Origin of the sequence: Polaribacter sp. Asnod6-C07 (assembly GCF_045063625.1) — a bacterium.
Classification (GTDB): domain Bacteria; phylum Bacteroidota; class Bacteroidia; order Flavobacteriales; family Flavobacteriaceae; genus Polaribacter; species Polaribacter vadi_A.
On record NZ_JBEFOF010000005.1, the window covers coordinates 1,712,836 to 1,729,480 of the forward strand.

Sequence of the window (16,645 nt, forward strand, 5' to 3'; positions counted from 1 at the left end):
TAAAATTAAAAAAGAGATTGTTGTTTTACAGGATTTTCGTGCGCTAACAACCATTTTTTACGCCAAATTCCGCCTGCGTAACCAGTTAAAGAACCATCAGAACCAATTACTCTATGGCAAGGAATTACGATCCAAAGTGGGTTTTTTCCATTTGCTGAAGCTACTGCTCTTATGGCTTTTACATCGCCTAAAAACTTACTTTGTTGTAAATAGGTTCTTGTTTTTCCATAAGGAATATCTAACAAGGCTTTCCAAACTTTTTTTTGAAATGTAGTTCCTTTAGGGTTTACGGTTAAGTTGAAACTGGCTCTTTTGCCCTTAAAATATTCTTCTAATTGTGTGACGCAATCTTGCAAAACCTCAGGAATTTCTGTTTTTAAAAGCTCTATAGAAATTGAATCATCATCTAAAACTTTAATAGATTGAATTCCGTTTTTGTCGCCAATAATTTTAGCAATACCAATTGGTGTTTTGTAGTATGTGGTTTGTGAATTCAATTATAAATTATATTTTTTTCTTAATTCTTTGGCTTCTTTATCCGATGAATAATTCATCATTAATAAGCCTTCTGTGCTGTTAATTTCTCCTTCTTTTATTTTAGAGGCCATAAAATTTCTTGATTCTATGGTCTTTTTAAAATCATCACTAAAAATAGAAATTAACTTTTTAATATTTATTTTCGTAAACTTATTTTTGATGATTTGACTCGCAAGAAAATAATTTAAAGTTGTTATTTCTCTTTCAGAGTTTATCAGAATTCTTTTTTTAATTTTTTCTGTATCAGTTTTTATAGTAATAAAATTATCTGCTCCTGATTTTAATCCAGATCCGAATTCATTATGATGTTTTAATTCTCCTCTATATTCTGTAATACTAAGATTTAAATATGTAACTGAGTTGAAATGAATATTTTTTGAGTTGTTAATGATAAATTCGTCTTCCGTAATTTTTAAAAAACCTGTATTTATAATTTTAATATTCTCTTTAGAAAATTTCAAAATGAAAAATGAAAAAAATAATATTAAACCAGAAATAAAAATTAATGAAGAGAAAATAATATCTATTATTTCTATGGATAAATATTCATTATTTAAACTTACCATAGAAATACTAAGCACAAGAACCCCAAAGCTTAATGTTAAATATGTTATAGGATGATCAAAAGACCAAAAGTTAGACTTTATTTCAACTGTGTTTATTGTCATAATCTAAATTCCAAAAACGTCTTTAGAATTTTGAGTTGTAATTTCTGCAATTTCATTGTAAGAAAGGTCATAAATATCTACCAATTTATCAACAACATTTGTTAGGTATGCACTTTCATTTCTTTTGCCTCTAAAAGGAGTTGGTGCTAAATACGGAGCGTCTGTTTCTAGTACAATGTGTTTGATATCAATTTGGTTTAAAAACTTATCAATTTTACCGTTTTTAAAAGTGGCAACACCACCAATTCCTAATTTCATATTGTAAGATATGGCTTGTTTAGCTTGTTCTACTGTACCAGTAAAGCAATGAAAAATTCCTCTTAAATCATCACTTTTTTCTGATTCTAGCACTTCAAAAACTTCGTTAAAAGCATCTCTACAATGTATATTTATAGGCATTTTCTTTTCTTTTGCCCACTGAATTTGTGTTTTAAAAGCTTCTTGTTGTTGGGTTAAAAAAGATTTATCCCAATATAAATCCATACCAATTTCACCAATAGCATAAAATTGTTTTTTATCGATCCATTTTTTTACGTGTGCTAATTCTTCTATGTAATTTTCTTTTACAGAAGTTGGATGTAAACCCATCATTAAAAACACATCATCAGGGTTTTCTTGTTCTAAAGTAAACATTTTTTCTGTGTACGTAGAATCAATTGCAGGAATAAAAAAGCGTGTAATACCTGCGTCTTTTGCACGTTTTATCATTGCTTTTCTGTCTTCGTTAAATTGCTCTGAATATAAATGGGTATGCGTATCTGTAATCATTATTTAGGTCGATTTTCATCAGCAAAATTAAGAATATTAGAGCGTATAAATTCAAAAGATATCATCTTTATAATCTGTATCTTTGCAGAAAATATACAAAATGACTTTCCAAGATTTAGACTTATCAAATCAGTTACAATATGCTATTGACGATTTGGGTTTTCAGAACCCAACTCCAATTCAAGAGCAAGCATTTTCTGTGGTAAGATCTGGTAAAGATGTTGTAGGAATTGCGCAAACAGGTACAGGAAAAACTTTTGCGTATATGATGCCAATTTTACGCGATTTAAAATTTTCGAAACAATTGCATCCAAGAGTTTTGGTGTTAGTACCAACTCGTGAATTGGTTTTGCAAGTTGTAGATGAAATTGAAAAATTATCAAAATACATTAATACAAGAGTTTTGGGTGTTTATGGTGGTGCAAATATCAACACACAAAAACAAGCCATTTTACAAGGTCAAGATATTATTGTGGCAACTCCTGGACGTTTGTACGATTTAGGTTTAAGTAATGCTTTAAAGCTAAAATCAATTCAGAAATTGGTAATTGATGAGGTAGATGTAATGTTAGATTTAGGTTTTCGTTTTCAGTTGATGAATATTTTTGATATTCTACCAGAAAGAAGACAAAACGTACTGTTTTCTGCAACAATGACAGAAGATGTAGATGCTTTAATTTATGATTTTTTTAAAAATCCGCAGAAAATATCTATTGCAGTTAGTGGAACACCTTTAGATAATATAGAGCAAGTTTCTTATAATATTCCCAATTTTTTTACCAAAGTAAACTTGTTGAATCATCTTTTAAGTGATAAACAAACCTATAACAAAGTTTTAATTTTTGTGGGTTTTAAAAGAACTGCAGATTATTTATTTAAACATTTAGAAGAAGTTTTTGGTAGTGAAACTTGTGTAATACATTCTAATAAAACCCAGAATTACAGAATACGTTCCATTCGTCAGTTTGATGAAGGTAATAACCGAATTTTAGTAGCTACAGATGTTATGGCTCGTGGTTTAGATTTTGATAATGTGAGTCACGTTATTAATTTTGATACGCCAGATTTTCCTGAAAACTATATGCATAGAATAGGTAGAACTGGTAGAGCAGAAAAAGCGGGAAAAACAATTTTATTATCTACAGAAAAAGAGCAAAAACCTAAAGACGAAATAGAAATTTTAATGGATTATAAAATTCCAGTTTTAGAATTGCCAGAAGAAGTAGAAATTTCGAAATTATTAACGGAAGATGAACGACCAAGTGAAGATAGAGAACAATCTAAAAACAGAACAGGACAAGAATATGTGCCTGGCCCAGCTTTTCATGAAAAGAGTGAAAAGAACAGTAAAGTAAATTTAGGGGGTTCTTATCGTAGAGAAATTGCAAAGAAATATAAGAAACCTAAAACACGAGGGGATAAAAATTATAATAGACGAAATAAGAAGAAATAATGCAGATTTTAACAGCACAAGAATTGCATAATTTAGCGATGAATATTGTAGGTGAAAAGCTTACAAAAATGGGGTATGAGTTCCAAGCCATTAATAGTCAGTTAAAAAGACACCCTCAGTTTGTGTTATTTAAAAAAGGAGAACCTACCATTTTTGTATTGGTAAAAGCTACAGATAACCTACAAAACCCAAATGAATACGATACCTTTTGGATGGAAACTTTTATCAATCATGCAAAAAAGCAAAATGCTAAAGTTTGGTTTGCAGGTGTAGGAATTGCAAATGCAGAAAGTGTTGAAAGCCCTGTTTTTAAAGACCAACCTTATTATGTAGCTTTTGAAGACTTTGTTAAAGTTTTGGAGTAGGTCTTAGTTTAATTGTAGTTATTCAATACTTTTAACGGTTCTTTTTTTTCGCATTCGTTTAGGACCGTACCAAAGCCAAAAACCAGTAATGGTAAAACTTATTAGTGCAAGCCCCATTACAGACGTATATATTAGTTTTATTTGTCCATTTGTTGTTTCAAAATACTTGTCAAGTATAGATCCATCATGGATGTTTTCGATATAATCAGAACGTCTTTGTCCAATATGTAATAATTGACCTGTTGCACCATCAAGTTGAATGCTCCAGTAATGGTCTTCAAAAATAAATTTTACCATACCTTTATTTTTTCTGATATCAATTCGATCTATTTTTGATGAGAGTTTAGGTGATATTGAATCGTGTAGAATTTTACAAGCATTTTTATGTAAACGATCTATTGGTAGCCAATTTTTAAGATCTGTTGATGTTCCTTGGTAAGATTTTGATAAAATAATGCCATTACTATGCTTTTTCCAACCTAATAAAAGTCCGGTTACAGATATCAAAAAGAAAAAAATGAATAGTAAAGCACCTGTCTTTCTGTGAACTTTTCTAAAAATCCTTAATAATTTTGCTTGCTTTTGCCTTTTATTTTTAATGCTCATTGTTTTTCTTACGATTCTAAATCAGTAGCTGTTCAGCAATAATATAATTTATGGGCATTATTTTATGCAAATTAAAAGTTAAAAGAGTTCAATTTTTTTAAGTTTAACTTTTAAAAACAAAAAAAACCAACTTTAAAAGTTGGTTTTTAATAAAATATTAAAGAATAAAATTACTCTGCATCTTGCTCTAATAATTCAAAAAACTGATTTAATTTAGGCATAATAATAATTTTTGTTCTTCTATTTTTTGCTTTGTTTTCTTTAGTATCATTTTCTACTAAAGGTATATACTGACTTCTACCAGCTGCAATTAAACGTTGTGGTTGTACTCCGTATTTATATTGTAAAATACGAGTAATAGAAGTAGCTCTTAAAGCAGATAAATCCCAGTTATCTTGTATTATGTTTCTTTTAATTGGTGTAGAATCTGTGTGCCCTTCAATCATAACTTCCATTTCTGGTTGTCCTTTAATTACTTTGGCAATTTTCTCTAAAACTGTATAAGCGTTATCAGTTACATTATAACTACCGCTTTTAAATAAAAGTTTATCAGAAATAGAGATAAATACTACTGTTTTTTCTACATTTACAGTAATATCTTCATCTTGTATACCGTCTGTTAAATTCTTAGTTAAGTGAAATTTAATAGCAAGGTTTAAAGAATCTTTTTGAGTCATTGCTCTTCTAATACCGTTAATGTATTTATCTTTTTCGCTTAATTGAGCAATTACTTTGTTTATACCATCAGAAGATGATTTAGATAAAACTGTTAAGTTTTCAACTTGTTTTAAAGCATTTTTTTTGTCTTCTTTTAAAGAAGATACTTGCTCTGTAAGCGAAGATACTTGCGTGTTTTTTTTCTCTTGGTCTATCAAACATTTTTGTAAAGTTGTTTCAACTTTTAACAATTCATCTTTGGTTTTTGCGTGAGTAGATTCTAATTGTGCATACTGTTTTTTAGATACACAAGAACTTACTAAGATTACAGACAATATTAATAATGCTGTTATTTTTTTCATCATTTAAAAAATTAAATTCGACTACAAATTTAACAAAATCAGTAGATAATTAGTAGTATAAATACGATTTTGTGAAAATTTTATATACTATTTTTGCAAAAAAGAAGAAACAGATTTATGAAAACAATACAGAGTGTATTATTTTTTTTAGCCCTATTACTCTTTATCTCTTGTAAAAAAGAGATTAAAAACCAAGACTATATTTTAAAAGGTGGTGTTTTTGGAACCACTTATAAAATTACTTATTTAAATGCATCTAAAAATTATCAAAAATCTTTAGATAGTCTGTTTTTGGTGATTAATAATTCTGTATCAACTTATATTCCTACTTCAGATATATCCAAAGTAAATGCTGGGGAAAATAATGTAATTATTGATGATGTTTTTACAGAAGTTTTTAAAAAATCGAAAAGAATACATAAAGAAACTAATGGTTTTTTTGATCCTACAGTGGGTAATTTGGTAAATGCATATGGTTTTGGCCCTAAAAAAGAAAAGGTAAATCTAACAAGTCAAGAAATAGATAGTAGTATGCAATTTGTTGGTTTAGATAAAGTTGTTTTAAAAAATGGTACAATTGTAAAAGAAAAATCTCAGGTATATTTAGATTTTAATTCAATTGCTAAAGGTTTTGGAATAGATATTGTATCTCGTTTCTTTGATGCTAAGCAAATTGATAGTTACCTAATTGAAATTGGCGGAGAAATAAAAGCAAAAGGATTAAAAAATAATAAAGAACCTTGGATAATAAAATTAGTTAATCCTGTTAAAGCTGATGATAATGATGGTTTTAAAATAATAAACCTCTCTAATAAATCTATGGCAACTTCTGGCAATTATCGAAAGTTTAGAATTACAGATGATGGAAAAAAATATGTACACACCATAAACCCTAAAACTGGTTTAGCTACAGAAAGTAATTTATTAAGTGCTTCTGTAATTGCTACATCAGATTGTGCAGATGTAGATGCTTATGCAACTGCTTTTATGGCTATGGGCTTAGAAAAAACAAAAGAATTTTTAGAGAAACATTCTGAAATTAAAGTAATTTTAATTTATGCAGATACAGATGGTTCTTTACTAGAATTTTCAACATACTAAATTATAATACAGGTCGTTAATTACTTAAATCGTTAACTTTTTATGCTTTTAAAAAATATAAACTTTAAACAACTATTATTTATTTTAATTATTTGTGTTTGCAGTAGTTTGCAAATAAATGCTCAATCGAACAAAAAAATAGCTTATTCATATATTAGAAAGGCAAATGCAGCTATAGAAAAAAGTATAGATTATGCAGAAGCGCTTATCAATTTTAATAAAGCTATGGAGTATATGGATGTTATTACAGACAAAAATGTGGCAAGTTTAGGTGCAAGATCTTATTACGAAATTCATCATACTCAAAGTACCATCCAAAGACAAATTCGATTTTTAGAAATTTCTAATAAATACTCTAAACAATATTTTTCACTCGCAAAAAATAAAAATTCTAATGATTATGAAGATAACTTAGAATTGTACACTCATGCAAAAAGCGATCTTAAAAAATTAAGATATGCCCTTAGAAGAAAGAGTATGGGTAAGTTTTAACTCCTGAATTTCAGCTTTTTTTTATTAAATTGTATATATTGCAAAAAATAAGAAAAAGGTTTATTTATGAAGAAAATTGTTGTTGTTATATGTTTATTAATGTTTGTTGTAACTGAAGCACAAACTAATAAAGATATTGCAAATGTGTATATTAGAAAAGCAAATGAAGTTTTAGCAGAAAGTATAGATTTTGAAACAGCCCTTACAATGTTTCAAAAAGCAATGAAATACACAGATACAATTTCAGATAAAAAAATAGCTTCTTTAGGAGCTTCTGTTTACTTCGAAACTTACCAAAAGCAACCAACTTTAAAAGACCAATTAGCTTTTTTAGAAAAAGCAAAATTTTACTCTAAACAATATTTTAATTTAAACGATGGTAAAAATAAGACCTCTGAAGATTTTATAAATAATTCCGATAATTATGTGTTTATATTAGAGAATATAGAAAGTATAAATGATAAATTAGATAAAATAGAACAAGATCGTTTAAAAAAAGAGAAAGAATTACGCAGAATAGATTCTTTAAAAACGGTTTGGAAAAATAAATCAGAAACTTTATCTATTAAAGCAGATAGTATATACCAATTCAATAAAAACAAAGTTGCACTATATAGAAGTGATGTTTACTTCGGATTAATAAATGATAGGGGAGAAATACTTTTAAAAGCAAACGAATATGCAGATGCTATTTCTTTTGATGGTTTTGTGATATTTAAAAATCAAGCTATAAACCCTACAAAATTGTATTGTTACAATACTAATAACAATGTAAATTTTCAAATACCTAGTATCTCTGATTTTAATACGCTATCTACACATTATGGTAAAGTAATGTTACCTAGAGGAAATGGAAGATTGGTAACCTACCCAAATAATTCGCACAGTGCTTTTGTTTACGATCTTAACGTTAAAAAAAATGTAAAAGTAGCTAATCTAGAAAACCTTTTTAAAAGATTAGAAAAGGTTGAAGCTATTAGAAAATATAACAAAGACGATCAAGTTAAAATTGATAAAGATTGGTATAATTTTGGAGGTCATTTAGGAGGAGGAATTCATCCCTTATATGGTGTAGAAGACTATAACTTAAAAGGTTTTTTATGTTCTTTAGATGCTAGTTTTATTAAGGCAAATTCAGGTTATCAATACATAGGAGCTTTCCATAATAGTAAATATCAGGCATTAAAAGGTAATCAGGTTATATGGATAAACCAAAATGGTACAAAAGTAAATGCAGCTAAAGATGAAGCTGAAAAGTATTCTGGTAATTCAATTGTTAGTAAATTAGATAATGGTAATTATCAAATTACTCAAGAAGGAATAATTATTTTAGGGAAAGAGAGCTTAGTAAAAATGTCAGAATTTTTAAGAAGTTTTTCTAATTAATTTCTGTTATTTTTTATAACATACTGGTAATATTTCGCCTTTCATTAAGCAAAATCGTGTTACTTTTTCTTCGGATATTTTTTTGGTATAATCTATTTCATCAACTTTAAAGCCTACAGAACGTAGTCTGTTAAAGTAATCTTTTCCGTAAACTCTTACATGATCATATTGTCCGAAAATTTTAGCACGTTCTTTTTTATCTGTAATGGAATCATCTTCAAAAGTTGTTTCTCTAGATAAATCTTGCGGAATTTGAAAAATACCAAATCCGCCTTTTTTTAAGACTCTATACAATTCTTGCATAGCTTTTTTATCATCAGGAATATGCTCTAAAACGTGATTGCAAAAAACAACATCAAATTCATTGTCTTTAAAAGGTAAATCGCAAATATCTGCTTTAACATCTGCAATTGGGCTTTCTAAATCTGAGGTAATATATTCTAAGTTTTTTTGTTTTCTAAAAATATCTAAAAAACATTGTTCTGGTGCTATATGTAAAGTTTTTAATTTTTTGGTTGATGTTAAAAAGTTGGTTTCATCATTTAAAAATAACCACATTAAACGATGTCTTTCTAATGATAATGTTGATGGTGAAAGTGCATTTTCGCGTTGTTTACCATAACCATAAGGTAAAAATTTACGAAACGATTTACCATCAATAGGATCTGTAAATGTATTTCCTTTTAAAGTTAATGCAATTATTGGACGTACTAAATAACTTGCTTTTATTAGTAAAGGTCTTGGAATTGTATTTAATATGGATTTAAAGATTTTGTTTGACACGGATTTCACAGATTTACACTGATAATAGCGTTATAAAATTACTCTTTTATATTTTAAACTATCTTCACCAAAATTAATTAGTAAACCCAATTTAAGACTAGAAACGGCTAAGTAGTTTAATGTTTGTTTAATATGAGAAGAGGTTAAACATTGCACAGCTTTAATCTCTAAAATTATTTTATCATTAATAATAAAATCTGCTCTATATTTATGAGGCAGTATATTTCCTTTATAAGTGATACTGAATTTTTTCTCTTTTGAATATTTAATATTGTTATCAATCAACTCAATTTCAAGAGCATCACTATAAACAATCTCATTAAATCCTTTTCCTAATTGATTATGAACTTCCATACAAATACCTATAATTTTATAAGTTTCTTCTCTGTAAAGTAAATTGTTCATTTTCTTGAAATTAATTTATCCGTGAAAATCTGCGAAATTCGTGTCTAAATATTTTGTCGGAATTCGTCTTCCTCATCAGTAACAATACCTAAAGCTTCATTTACATATTTAAAAGTAGAAAGAAGTTCTGGTTTTCCGTTAACAATGGCAACATCATGCTCAAAATGAGCAGAAGGTTTGTTGTCTAAAGTAGTAATGGTCCAACCATCTGAATGTTGTCTTATTTTGTGAGTTCCCATATTTGTCATTGGTTCAATGGCTACAACCATACCTTCTACAAACTTTTTTCCTCTTCCTCTTCTACCATAATTTGGCATTTCTGGGTCTTCGTGCATTTTTCTACCTAAGCCATGGCCAACTAATTCTCTAACAACTCCATAACCATGTTTTTCAGTAAAATTCTGAATAGCATAACCAACATCTCCAACTCTTTTGCCTACTTTAAATTCTCTAATACCAACGTATAAACTCTCTTTGGTAACTTCTAATAATTTTTTGGTTTCAGCGTCAATTTCACCAACAGCAAAAGTATAAGCATGATCACCATAAAAACCATTTTTTAAAGCACCACAATCAATAGAAATAATATCGCCTTCTTGTAGAGGTTCGTTTGTTGGGAATCCATGAACAACTTGAGAATTAGGACTCATACAAAGTGTATTCGGAAAATCGTACAAACCTAAAAAACCAGGAATAGCTCCTTGTTCTCTAATAAAATCTTCTGCAAGTTTATCTAAATATAAAGTAGTTACGCCAGGTTTTACTTCTTTGGCTAACATTCCTAAAGTTTTAGAAACTATTAATGCACTTTCGCGCATAATTTCTATTTCTTCTCTGGTTTTAATATGAATCATTCTCTAATAATTGAAATGCAAAGTTACTACAATTATTAATAATTATATACTGATGTAACTCAAGTAAAAAAGCAATTTATTGTTAAAAAAGAAAACACGAATTTCAAAGATTTTTGTTGATCTATGAAATTCGTGTTAGAAATTTATCTACTAAAATAGCAGTTATTCGCTCTTATCGTAAGAGTGTTTATAAGGTGCTCCTGTAACTATTTTTAAAATGTCTTTTTCAAGATTTTCTCTAGGGTATTCTACATAACGTCCTACTTCTTTACCTTCTTTATAAAAAATAAAAGTTGGTACTCTAATTATGTTGTAACCTTCTTGTAAATTATCTGGTGTTTTTTTGTTTCTACCTACAGTAACTAATTCAAAATAATTTAAATCGAAACCAGTTTCTTCTAAAATTTTGTAAAAACGTGGAGTTTCTCTTTTGCTATCTCCACACCAAGTACCCATAAAACCTTTAATGGTAAAATCATTAATAATAGGTTTTAGTTTTTCTATAATTTCTTTATTGGTATTATATTCACTATATCTGCTGTTAAACCAAGATTTATAAGAAGCATCTGCAAAAGAATTCTTATCAGCAAAACCAATTAAATAACCTCTATCGTTTTTAGTGGCATTTGCATTTTTGGCTTTTACTTTAATGTATTCTTTAGCTTTTACAATTTTTTCAGCTACTTCTATTTCTTTGTTTTCTACAGTAGATTTACTTGAATTACAAGCAAAAACAATAGTAGTTAAAAATATAAATATGATTTTTTTAAGCATTATAAAAGTGATTTTTGTGTCATTTCTTTTGGTTGATCTACACCCATTAAATCTAAAATAGTTGGAGCAATATCACCTAAAATTCCGCTTTTAATTGATTTTATTTCATCATCAATTAAAATAAAAGGAACAGGATTTGTTGTGTGTGCTGTATGAGGAGATCCATCAGGGTTCATCATTGTTTCGCAGTTTCCATGATCTGCAATAAGTAAAGTAGAATAACCATTGGCTAAACCAGTTTCTACAACTTCTTTGGCACAAATATCTACAGTTTCACAAGCTTTAATGGCTGCTTCCATAATTCCTGTATGCCCAACCATATCTCCATTTGCAAAGTTTAAACAAACAAAATCAGCTTCACCTTTTTCTAAATCTTCGCAAAGAGCATCTTTTAATTCATAAGCAGACATTTCTGGTTTTAAATCGTAAGTAGCTACTTTTGGCGAATTTCTTAATATTCGGGATTCACCTTCAAAAGGTTCTTCTTGTCCTCCAGAAAAGAAAAATGTAACGTGTGGATATTTCTCAGTTTCAGCAATTCTGATTTGTTTTTTGCCAGCTGCAGATAATACTTCTCCTAAAGTATTTTTGATATTATCGTTATTATAAATTACATTAATCCCTTTAAAAGAAGAATCATACATTGTAATTGTTGTGTAGTATAAGTCTAATTTTTTCATTCCGAATTCTGGGAAATCATTCTGACTTAAAACGTTTGTTAATTCTCTACCTCTATCTGTTCTGTAGTTAAAGAAAATAATAGCATCACCTTCTTTTATTTGTGCTTTTGGAGACCCGTCTTCATTTGTAATAATGATTGGTTTGTGAAATTCATCAGTTAAACCAGCTTCATAATTCGCATTTAAAGTTGCAATAGCATCTGTAGTTTTTGTACCAACGCCATTTACAAGACCATCGTAAGTTTCTTTAATACGTTCCCATCTATTATCTCTATCCATTGCATAATAACGACCTGTAATTGATGCTAATTCACCAACACTTTTTGTCATATACTCTTGCACATCATTAATGAAATATGTTCCTGATTTTGGGTCACAATCTCTACCGTCAGTAAAAGCGTGTAAGAAAACATTGGTAACATCATTTTCTTTAGCAACATCTAATAAACCTTTTAAATGGTCTATGTGTGCATGAATTCCTCCATTAGAAACCAAGCCTAATAAATGAACATTTTTGTTGTTTTCTTTGGCATATTTAAAAGTATCTAATAATACTTTTTCTTTACCTAAGGTTTTTTCTTTAACAGCTTTGTTAATTCTAGCTAAATTCTGGTATACAATTCTACCAGCACCTAAATTCATATGGCCAACTTCTGAATTACCCATTTGTCCTTCAGGTAAACCAACGTGCTCACCATCTGTTCTTAATTGTGCATTCGGATATTTGTCATATAAAGAATTGATATATGGCGTTTTTGCATTGTATATGGCAGATACTTTTGGGTCTTGTGTAATTCCCCAACCATCTAATATCATTAAGATAACCTTCTTGTTCATTTTATAGTTTTATAACGTAAAAATAAGAAAGATTTTGGAGATATTTTTAAAATTCTACGAAACCGATAAAGTTGAGAATAAACTAATATTTAAGTGTGATAATAGTGATATTAACATAAATTTAGTTTTTTTTTAGATAAAATATAGGAATGCGTTAAACGCTTGTTAAATGAATTAAAGTTCTGAAACATAATTGGTTTAGTTTGGTCTATTAAATATATACAAACAACCATAAATTATATAATAACCTAAAAACTTATCTATTATGAAAAAATTAATCTTAAGCACATTTATCTGCTTATTCGTATTCTCAAGTTCTAGTAACGCAACTTCTTTAGATTTAAATAAGCAAACTGTTGCATCAGCAAAATTTGGTTATGCAGTAAACTCATTTTGTAAATTAATACAAATGGGAAATTACGATGCTGTAAAAGCACTTATTAAAGCTGGTCATAATGTTAATAAAAAATCTACAGGTTTAACTCCGTTAATGTTTGCTGCTAGATATAATAAATCTAAAATTGCAAAATTATTAATTGATAATGGAGCAAAATTAGATACAAAATCTGACAAGGCTTTAAAAATGACAGCTTTACAAATTGCAAAACAGTCTAAAGCAATAGATGTAGTAAAGGTGATTAAAGCTGCTTACAGGAAATAGAAATTAGTTGTGACGTCTTAAAATAGCGTTACAAAATTAATAAATTAAAGGTAGTGATTTTTTATCACTGTCTTTTTTTGTTTAAAATTCTACAAAGCCGATAACGTAAATGACGATTATTAAAAGACAAGTAGAAATAATAGCAAATCTCCTTAATCTTTTTCTGTTTTCTGATTGTAGCTTTTCTCTTATTCTTTTGAGTTGTGCTGGTGTAGATTTTTTAGAAAAAGAAACTTGAATGTTTTTACCTTCTTTAAAATCTTTCATTTTTTTAAAAGTAGAAACACGCGTTCTTTTGTTATTTTTTAAACTTGTAATCATTGCTGCTGCAGAACCTCCAAAACCCATAATAGTATCTCTTTTTATTATAGGTAGTGAAAAATGATTAAATGTTACAATTGTGTTATTATTAAATAATTGATTGTTTTGGTTTAAAATAAATTTTAAATAGGATAAAACTGTTCATTAATTACAAATTCCGTAATTTTATAAGATAATATTTTTAAGTATCTAGAATAAAATTAAATGTAGTAATGAATGAAGTAACCCAAAAACTGCCTAAACATTTGCATAAATTTATTGTAAAGCAACCTTATGATGAATATACAGCACAAAACCAAGCAGTTTGGAGATATGTAATGCGAATGAATATAGATTATTTAAGCAAGGTTGCACATAAATCATACATGCCTGGTTTGCAAAAAACAGGAATTTCTACAGAAAATATTCCAAGAATGGAGGGCATGAATCGTATTTTAAAAGAAATTGGTTGGGCAGCAGTTTCTGTAGATGGTTTTATTCCACCAAATGCTTTTATGGAATTCCAAGCCTATAATGTTTTGGTAATTGCTTCAGATATGAGAACCATAAATCATATTGAATATACACCTGCACCAGATATTATTCATGAAGCTGCAGGTCATGCACCAATTATTGCAAATCCAGAATATGCTGAGTATTTAAGACGTTTTGGAGAAATTGGTAGCAAAGCCATATCATCTGCTAAAGATTATGAAATGTACGAAGCCATCCGACTTTTGTCTATATTAAAAGAAGACCCAAATTCTGCAGCGTTGCAAGTTAAAGAAGCGCAAGAAAAAGTAGAAGAATTGCAAGATAATATGGAAGAATTATCAGAAATGGCTAAAATTAGAAATTTACATTGGTGGTCTGTAGAATATGGTTTAATTGGTTCTTTGAATGACCCTAAAATTTATGGAGCAGGACTTTTATCATCTATTGGAGAAAGTGCTTGGTGTATGCAAAATGAAGTAAAAAAACTGCCTTACTCTATAGAAGCTGCCACTAAGAATTTCGATATTACTAAACCACAACCTCAATTATTTGTAACTCCAGATTTTGCTTATTTAAGTTTGGTTTTAGATGAGTTTGCAAACACAATGGCCCTAAGAAATGGAGGTTTAAATGGAATTGTAAAATTAATAGATTCTAAAAATATTGGTACTATAGAGTTAACAACAGGAGTTCAGATTTCTGGAAATTTTGATAGCGTTATTCAATTTAAAAATAACAAAGTGGCTTATTTTCAAACTATTGGTAAAACAGCTTTGGCTAATAGAGACAAAGAATTAATTGGTCATGGAACAACAAAACATGCTAATGGTTTTGGTAGCCCAATTGGTAAATTAAAAGGAATTAATTTGCCAATAGAAGACATGAGCCCTAGAGATTTAAAAGCTTACGGAATTTACGAAGGTGAGTTTATGACGTTAGAGTTCGAAAGTGGAGTAGTAGTAAAAGGAAAAGCAATAACAGGTACTAGAGATTTAAGAGGTAAAATTTTAATAATCACATTTGCGAATTGCACAGTAACTTATAAAGAAAAAACGCTCTTTCAGCCAGAATGGGGTTTATATGATATGGCTGTTGGTAAAGAAGTAATTTCTGCTTATGCTGGCCCTGCAGATATTGGCTCTTTTGAAGATACAAGTAAAGTTTCTGAAGTTAAAACACACAAAATAATCTATTCAGAAAATGAGAAAGCATTGTACTTTTTATACAACCAAGTAAAAGAAATGAGAGAAGGTAACACAGTGTCAGAATTAAAAATAACAGAAATTTTTAATCAGTTAAAAACTAAATTTTCTAAGGATTGGTTATTGATTTTAGAGCTCTATGAATTAGCTTTGCAAAATAATTACAAGATTAAATCTGAAATTTTAGCAACATTACATCAGTTAAAGTGTAACAAAAGCTACACAAGGTTAATAGAAAATGGATTAGCTTTGTGCCAAAATTAAGAGATATTATGGGTTTATTTAACTTGTTTAAAAGAAAAAATATGAGTGCAGAAATTAAAGAATATTTAGAAAAAGGAGCAGTGGTTTTAGATGTAAGAACAGTAGAAGAGTGGAATGAAGGTCACTCAGAAGGTGCTAAACACATTGTGTTACAAACAATTCCTAATAATGTAGATGAAATAAAAGCATGGAATAAACCTGTAATTGCTGTTTGTAGAAGTGGTGCAAGAAGTGGCCAAGCAACTCAGTTTTTACAAAACCATGGAGTAGATGTTATTAATGGTGGGCCTTGGGGAAATGTAGACGTACTTTTATAAAAGTAATCTAAATTAGGTTACTTTTTTTAGCTTTCATTACAGCCTCTACTTTACTATGTACTTGTAGTTTTTTATAGATGTTTTCTATATGTTTTCTTACAGTAGAAGGAGATATATTTAAATTATCTGATATAGAATTATAGTTTAATCCTTTACTTAACTGAATTAGTATTTCTGTTTCTCTTTTGGTTAATTTTATATCGCTTTCGGCAGTGTTTATTGTTGCTGTAAATTCTGGATTACGTAATAAATTTAAAGTTTTTAGAGCAATACTTGGCGTCATTGGTGCACCACCTTTGGTAACTTCTAAAACACTTTTATGAAGCTTTTCTGCGTCTATTTCTTTTAATAAATAGCCATTTGCACCAGCTTTTATAGCGTTAAAAACATATTCATCATCATCTACAATAGTTAGCATTATTATCTTTATTTGAGGGTATTTGTTTTTAACCAATTCTGTAGCTTTAATACCATCCATTACTGGCATTTGAATATCCATTAAAATAACATCTACATTGTGGTTTTCTTCAAGCTTACCAATTAATTCAGCTCCATTTTTAGCATCAAACTTTACTGTAATATCATCAAAAAAAGATAGTTTTTCTTTGATTGCTTTAGTTAAAAAATAATTGTCTTCTGCAATACAGATTTTCAGTTTCATAGGTAGCTTTATTTATT

General features: G+C 28.7%; 20 protein-coding genes. 8 read left to right on the top strand and 12 right to left on the bottom strand.

Annotated features, from left to right (window positions below):
- Positions 1-5: 5 nt before the first annotated feature.
- From ACJJVK_RS07230 to ACJJVK_RS07240, 3 genes are read right to left on the bottom strand one after another with little or no spacing between them, the layout of a single operon-like run.
- The gene (locus ACJJVK_RS07230; RefSeq protein ID WP_405564639.1) at positions 6-497 is read right to left on the bottom strand and encodes a methylated-DNA--[protein]-cysteine S-methyltransferase; all 492 of its coding nucleotides are present in this window, start codon (positions 495-497) and stop codon (positions 6-8) included.
- A complete protein-coding gene (locus ACJJVK_RS07235) occupies positions 498-1,205 on the bottom strand; it encodes a hypothetical protein (RefSeq protein WP_405564640.1) in 708 nt (235 codons plus the stop codon).
- A gap of 3 nt (positions 1,206-1,208) precedes the next feature.
- Positions 1,209-1,973 (bottom strand): TatD family hydrolase, encoded by a 765-nt coding sequence (locus tag ACJJVK_RS07240; RefSeq protein WP_405564643.1) that lies wholly within the window; start codon positions 1,971-1,973, stop codon positions 1,209-1,211.
- Between the two features lie 100 nt (positions 1,974-2,073).
- On the opposite strand from ACJJVK_RS07240, the gene ACJJVK_RS07245 reads away from it, so the two are divergent.
- Complete coding sequence (locus ACJJVK_RS07245; RefSeq protein WP_405564645.1) at positions 2,074-3,426, top strand: DEAD/DEAH box helicase; 1,353 nt, start codon at positions 2,074-2,076, stop codon at positions 3,424-3,426.
- Positions 3,426-3,791: a Na(+)-translocating NADH-quinone reductase subunit F gene (locus ACJJVK_RS07250; RefSeq protein WP_405564646.1), complete on the top strand. Its 366-nt coding sequence runs from the start codon at positions 3,426-3,428 to the stop codon at positions 3,789-3,791. Before ACJJVK_RS07245 ends, ACJJVK_RS07250 begins: the two co-directional genes overlap by 1 nt.
- An 18-nt stretch (positions 3,792-3,809) precedes the next feature.
- On the opposite strand, the gene ACJJVK_RS07255 is transcribed toward ACJJVK_RS07250, so the two are convergent.
- Positions 3,810-4,397 (bottom strand): PepSY domain-containing protein, encoded by a 588-nt coding sequence (locus tag ACJJVK_RS07255; protein ID WP_405564649.1) that lies wholly within the window; start codon positions 4,395-4,397, stop codon positions 3,810-3,812.
- A gap of 170 nt (positions 4,398-4,567) precedes the next feature.
- The gene (locus ACJJVK_RS07260; RefSeq protein ID WP_252726755.1) at positions 4,568-5,419 is read right to left on the bottom strand and encodes an OmpA family protein; all 852 of its coding nucleotides are present in this window, start codon (positions 5,417-5,419) and stop codon (positions 4,568-4,570) included.
- A gap of 114 nt (positions 5,420-5,533) precedes the next feature.
- Here ACJJVK_RS07260 and ACJJVK_RS07265 point away from each other — a divergent pair, with 114 nt between their 5' ends.
- The 3 genes from ACJJVK_RS07265 to ACJJVK_RS07275 all read left to right on the top strand — a co-directional run bounded on the left by ACJJVK_RS07265 (position 5,534) and on the right by ACJJVK_RS07275 (position 8,395).
- Positions 5,534-6,517: an FAD:protein FMN transferase gene (locus tag ACJJVK_RS07265; RefSeq protein ID WP_405564652.1), complete on the top strand. Its 984-nt coding sequence runs from the start codon at positions 5,534-5,536 to the stop codon at positions 6,515-6,517.
- Between the two features lie 42 nt (positions 6,518-6,559).
- Positions 6,560-7,009 (top strand): hypothetical protein, encoded by a 450-nt coding sequence (locus ACJJVK_RS07270; RefSeq protein ID WP_215993294.1) that lies wholly within the window; start codon positions 6,560-6,562, stop codon positions 7,007-7,009.
- Positions 7,010-7,075: 66 nt separating this feature from the next.
- The gene (locus ACJJVK_RS07275; protein ID WP_405564654.1) at positions 7,076-8,395 is read left to right on the top strand and encodes a hypothetical protein; all 1,320 of its coding nucleotides are present in this window, start codon (positions 7,076-7,078) and stop codon (positions 8,393-8,395) included.
- 6 nt (positions 8,396-8,401) lie between these two features.
- Here the strand turns inward: ACJJVK_RS07275 and ACJJVK_RS07280 are convergent, their stop codons facing one another.
- The 5 genes from ACJJVK_RS07280 to gpmI all read right to left on the bottom strand — a co-directional run bounded on the left by ACJJVK_RS07280 (position 8,402) and on the right by gpmI (position 12,728).
- Complete coding sequence (locus ACJJVK_RS07280; RefSeq protein ID WP_405564657.1) at positions 8,402-9,178, bottom strand: class I SAM-dependent methyltransferase; 777 nt, start codon at positions 9,176-9,178, stop codon at positions 8,402-8,404.
- Positions 9,179-9,208: 30 nt separating this feature from the next.
- Positions 9,209-9,583, bottom strand: coding sequence for a GxxExxY protein (locus ACJJVK_RS07285; RefSeq protein ID WP_405564660.1), 375 nt, complete (start codon positions 9,581-9,583; stop codon positions 9,209-9,211).
- A gap of 44 nt (positions 9,584-9,627) precedes the next feature.
- Positions 9,628-10,437 carry a type I methionyl aminopeptidase gene (map, locus tag ACJJVK_RS07290; RefSeq protein WP_215993298.1) on the bottom strand — a complete coding sequence of 270 codons (810 nt, stop codon included), beginning with the start codon at positions 10,435-10,437 and terminating at the stop codon, positions 9,628-9,630.
- A 162-nt stretch (positions 10,438-10,599) separates the two neighbouring features.
- Positions 10,600-11,211: a thioredoxin family protein gene (locus ACJJVK_RS07295; RefSeq protein WP_405564664.1), complete on the bottom strand. Its 612-nt coding sequence runs from the start codon at positions 11,209-11,211 to the stop codon at positions 10,600-10,602.
- Positions 11,211-12,728: a 2,3-bisphosphoglycerate-independent phosphoglycerate mutase gene (gene gpmI, locus ACJJVK_RS07300; protein WP_405564666.1), complete on the bottom strand. Its 1,518-nt coding sequence runs from the start codon at positions 12,726-12,728 to the stop codon at positions 11,211-11,213. Before gpmI ends, ACJJVK_RS07295 begins: the two co-directional genes overlap by 1 nt.
- A gap of 265 nt (positions 12,729-12,993) precedes the next feature.
- On the opposite strand from gpmI, the gene ACJJVK_RS07305 reads away from it, so the two are divergent.
- Positions 12,994-13,389: an ankyrin repeat domain-containing protein gene (locus ACJJVK_RS07305; RefSeq protein WP_405564668.1), complete on the top strand. Its 396-nt coding sequence runs from the start codon at positions 12,994-12,996 to the stop codon at positions 13,387-13,389.
- A gap of 81 nt (positions 13,390-13,470) precedes the next feature.
- On the opposite strand, the gene ACJJVK_RS07310 is transcribed toward ACJJVK_RS07305, so the two are convergent.
- The gene (locus ACJJVK_RS07310; RefSeq protein WP_405564671.1) at positions 13,471-13,737 is read right to left on the bottom strand and encodes a hypothetical protein; all 267 of its coding nucleotides are present in this window, start codon (positions 13,735-13,737) and stop codon (positions 13,471-13,473) included.
- 185 nt (positions 13,738-13,922) lie between these two features.
- Here ACJJVK_RS07310 and ACJJVK_RS07315 point away from each other — a divergent pair, with 185 nt between their 5' ends.
- Both ACJJVK_RS07315 and ACJJVK_RS07320 read left to right on the top strand, forming a co-directional pair.
- Positions 13,923-15,650, top strand: coding sequence for an aromatic amino acid hydroxylase (locus ACJJVK_RS07315; RefSeq protein ID WP_405564674.1), 1,728 nt, complete (start codon positions 13,923-13,925; stop codon positions 15,648-15,650).
- A gap of 41 nt (positions 15,651-15,691) precedes the next feature.
- Positions 15,692-15,967: a rhodanese-like domain-containing protein gene (locus ACJJVK_RS07320; protein WP_405564677.1), complete on the top strand. Its 276-nt coding sequence runs from the start codon at positions 15,692-15,694 to the stop codon at positions 15,965-15,967.
- Between the two features lie 7 nt (positions 15,968-15,974).
- On the opposite strand, the gene ACJJVK_RS07325 is transcribed toward ACJJVK_RS07320, so the two are convergent.
- Positions 15,975-16,628, bottom strand: a complete 654-nt coding sequence (locus tag ACJJVK_RS07325; RefSeq protein WP_405564680.1) for a response regulator — start codon at positions 16,626-16,628, stop codon at positions 15,975-15,977.
- Between the last annotated feature and the right edge of the window lie 17 nt (positions 16,629-16,645).

Bases quoted from the DNA above. Each gene is read 5' to 3' on its own strand.
- ACJJVK_RS07235 (WP_405564640.1), bottom strand. From the start codon at position 1,205: ATGACAATAAACACAGTTGAAATAAAGTCTAACTTTTGGTCTTTTGAT.
- ACJJVK_RS07240 (WP_405564643.1), bottom strand. From the start codon at position 1,973: ATGATTACAGATACGCATACCCATTTATATTCAGAGCAATTTAACGAA.
- ACJJVK_RS07245 (WP_405564645.1), top strand. From the start codon at position 2,074: ATGACTTTCCAAGATTTAGACTTATCAAATCAGTTACAATATGCTATT.
- ACJJVK_RS07250 (WP_405564646.1), top strand. From the start codon at position 3,426: ATGCAGATTTTAACAGCACAAGAATTGCATAATTTAGCGATGAATATT.
- ACJJVK_RS07255 (WP_405564649.1), bottom strand. From the start codon at position 4,397: ATGAGCATTAAAAATAAAAGGCAAAAGCAAGCAAAATTATTAAGGATT.
- ACJJVK_RS07260 (WP_252726755.1), bottom strand. From the start codon at position 5,419: ATGATGAAAAAAATAACAGCATTATTAATATTGTCTGTAATCTTAGTA.
- ACJJVK_RS07265 (WP_405564652.1), top strand. From the start codon at position 5,534: ATGAAAACAATACAGAGTGTATTATTTTTTTTAGCCCTATTACTCTTT.
- ACJJVK_RS07270 (WP_215993294.1), top strand. From the start codon at position 6,560: ATGCTTTTAAAAAATATAAACTTTAAACAACTATTATTTATTTTAATT.
- ACJJVK_RS07275 (WP_405564654.1), top strand. From the start codon at position 7,076: ATGAAGAAAATTGTTGTTGTTATATGTTTATTAATGTTTGTTGTAACT.
- ACJJVK_RS07285 (WP_405564660.1), bottom strand. From the start codon at position 9,583: ATGAACAATTTACTTTACAGAGAAGAAACTTATAAAATTATAGGTATT.
- map (WP_215993298.1), bottom strand. From the start codon at position 10,437: ATGATTCATATTAAAACCAGAGAAGAAATAGAAATTATGCGCGAAAGT.
- ACJJVK_RS07295 (WP_405564664.1), bottom strand. From the start codon at position 11,211: ATGCTTAAAAAAATCATATTTATATTTTTAACTACTATTGTTTTTGCT.
- gpmI (WP_405564666.1), bottom strand. From the start codon at position 12,728: ATGAACAAGAAGGTTATCTTAATGATATTAGATGGTTGGGGAATTACA.
- ACJJVK_RS07305 (WP_405564668.1), top strand. From the start codon at position 12,994: ATGAAAAAATTAATCTTAAGCACATTTATCTGCTTATTCGTATTCTCA.
- ACJJVK_RS07310 (WP_405564671.1), bottom strand. From the start codon at position 13,737: ATGGGTTTTGGAGGTTCTGCAGCAGCAATGATTACAAGTTTAAAAAAT.
- ACJJVK_RS07315 (WP_405564674.1), top strand. From the start codon at position 13,923: ATGAATGAAGTAACCCAAAAACTGCCTAAACATTTGCATAAATTTATT.
- ACJJVK_RS07320 (WP_405564677.1), top strand. From the start codon at position 15,692: ATGAGTGCAGAAATTAAAGAATATTTAGAAAAAGGAGCAGTGGTTTTA.
- ACJJVK_RS07325 (WP_405564680.1), bottom strand. From the start codon at position 16,628: ATGAAACTGAAAATCTGTATTGCAGAAGACAATTATTTTTTAACTAAA.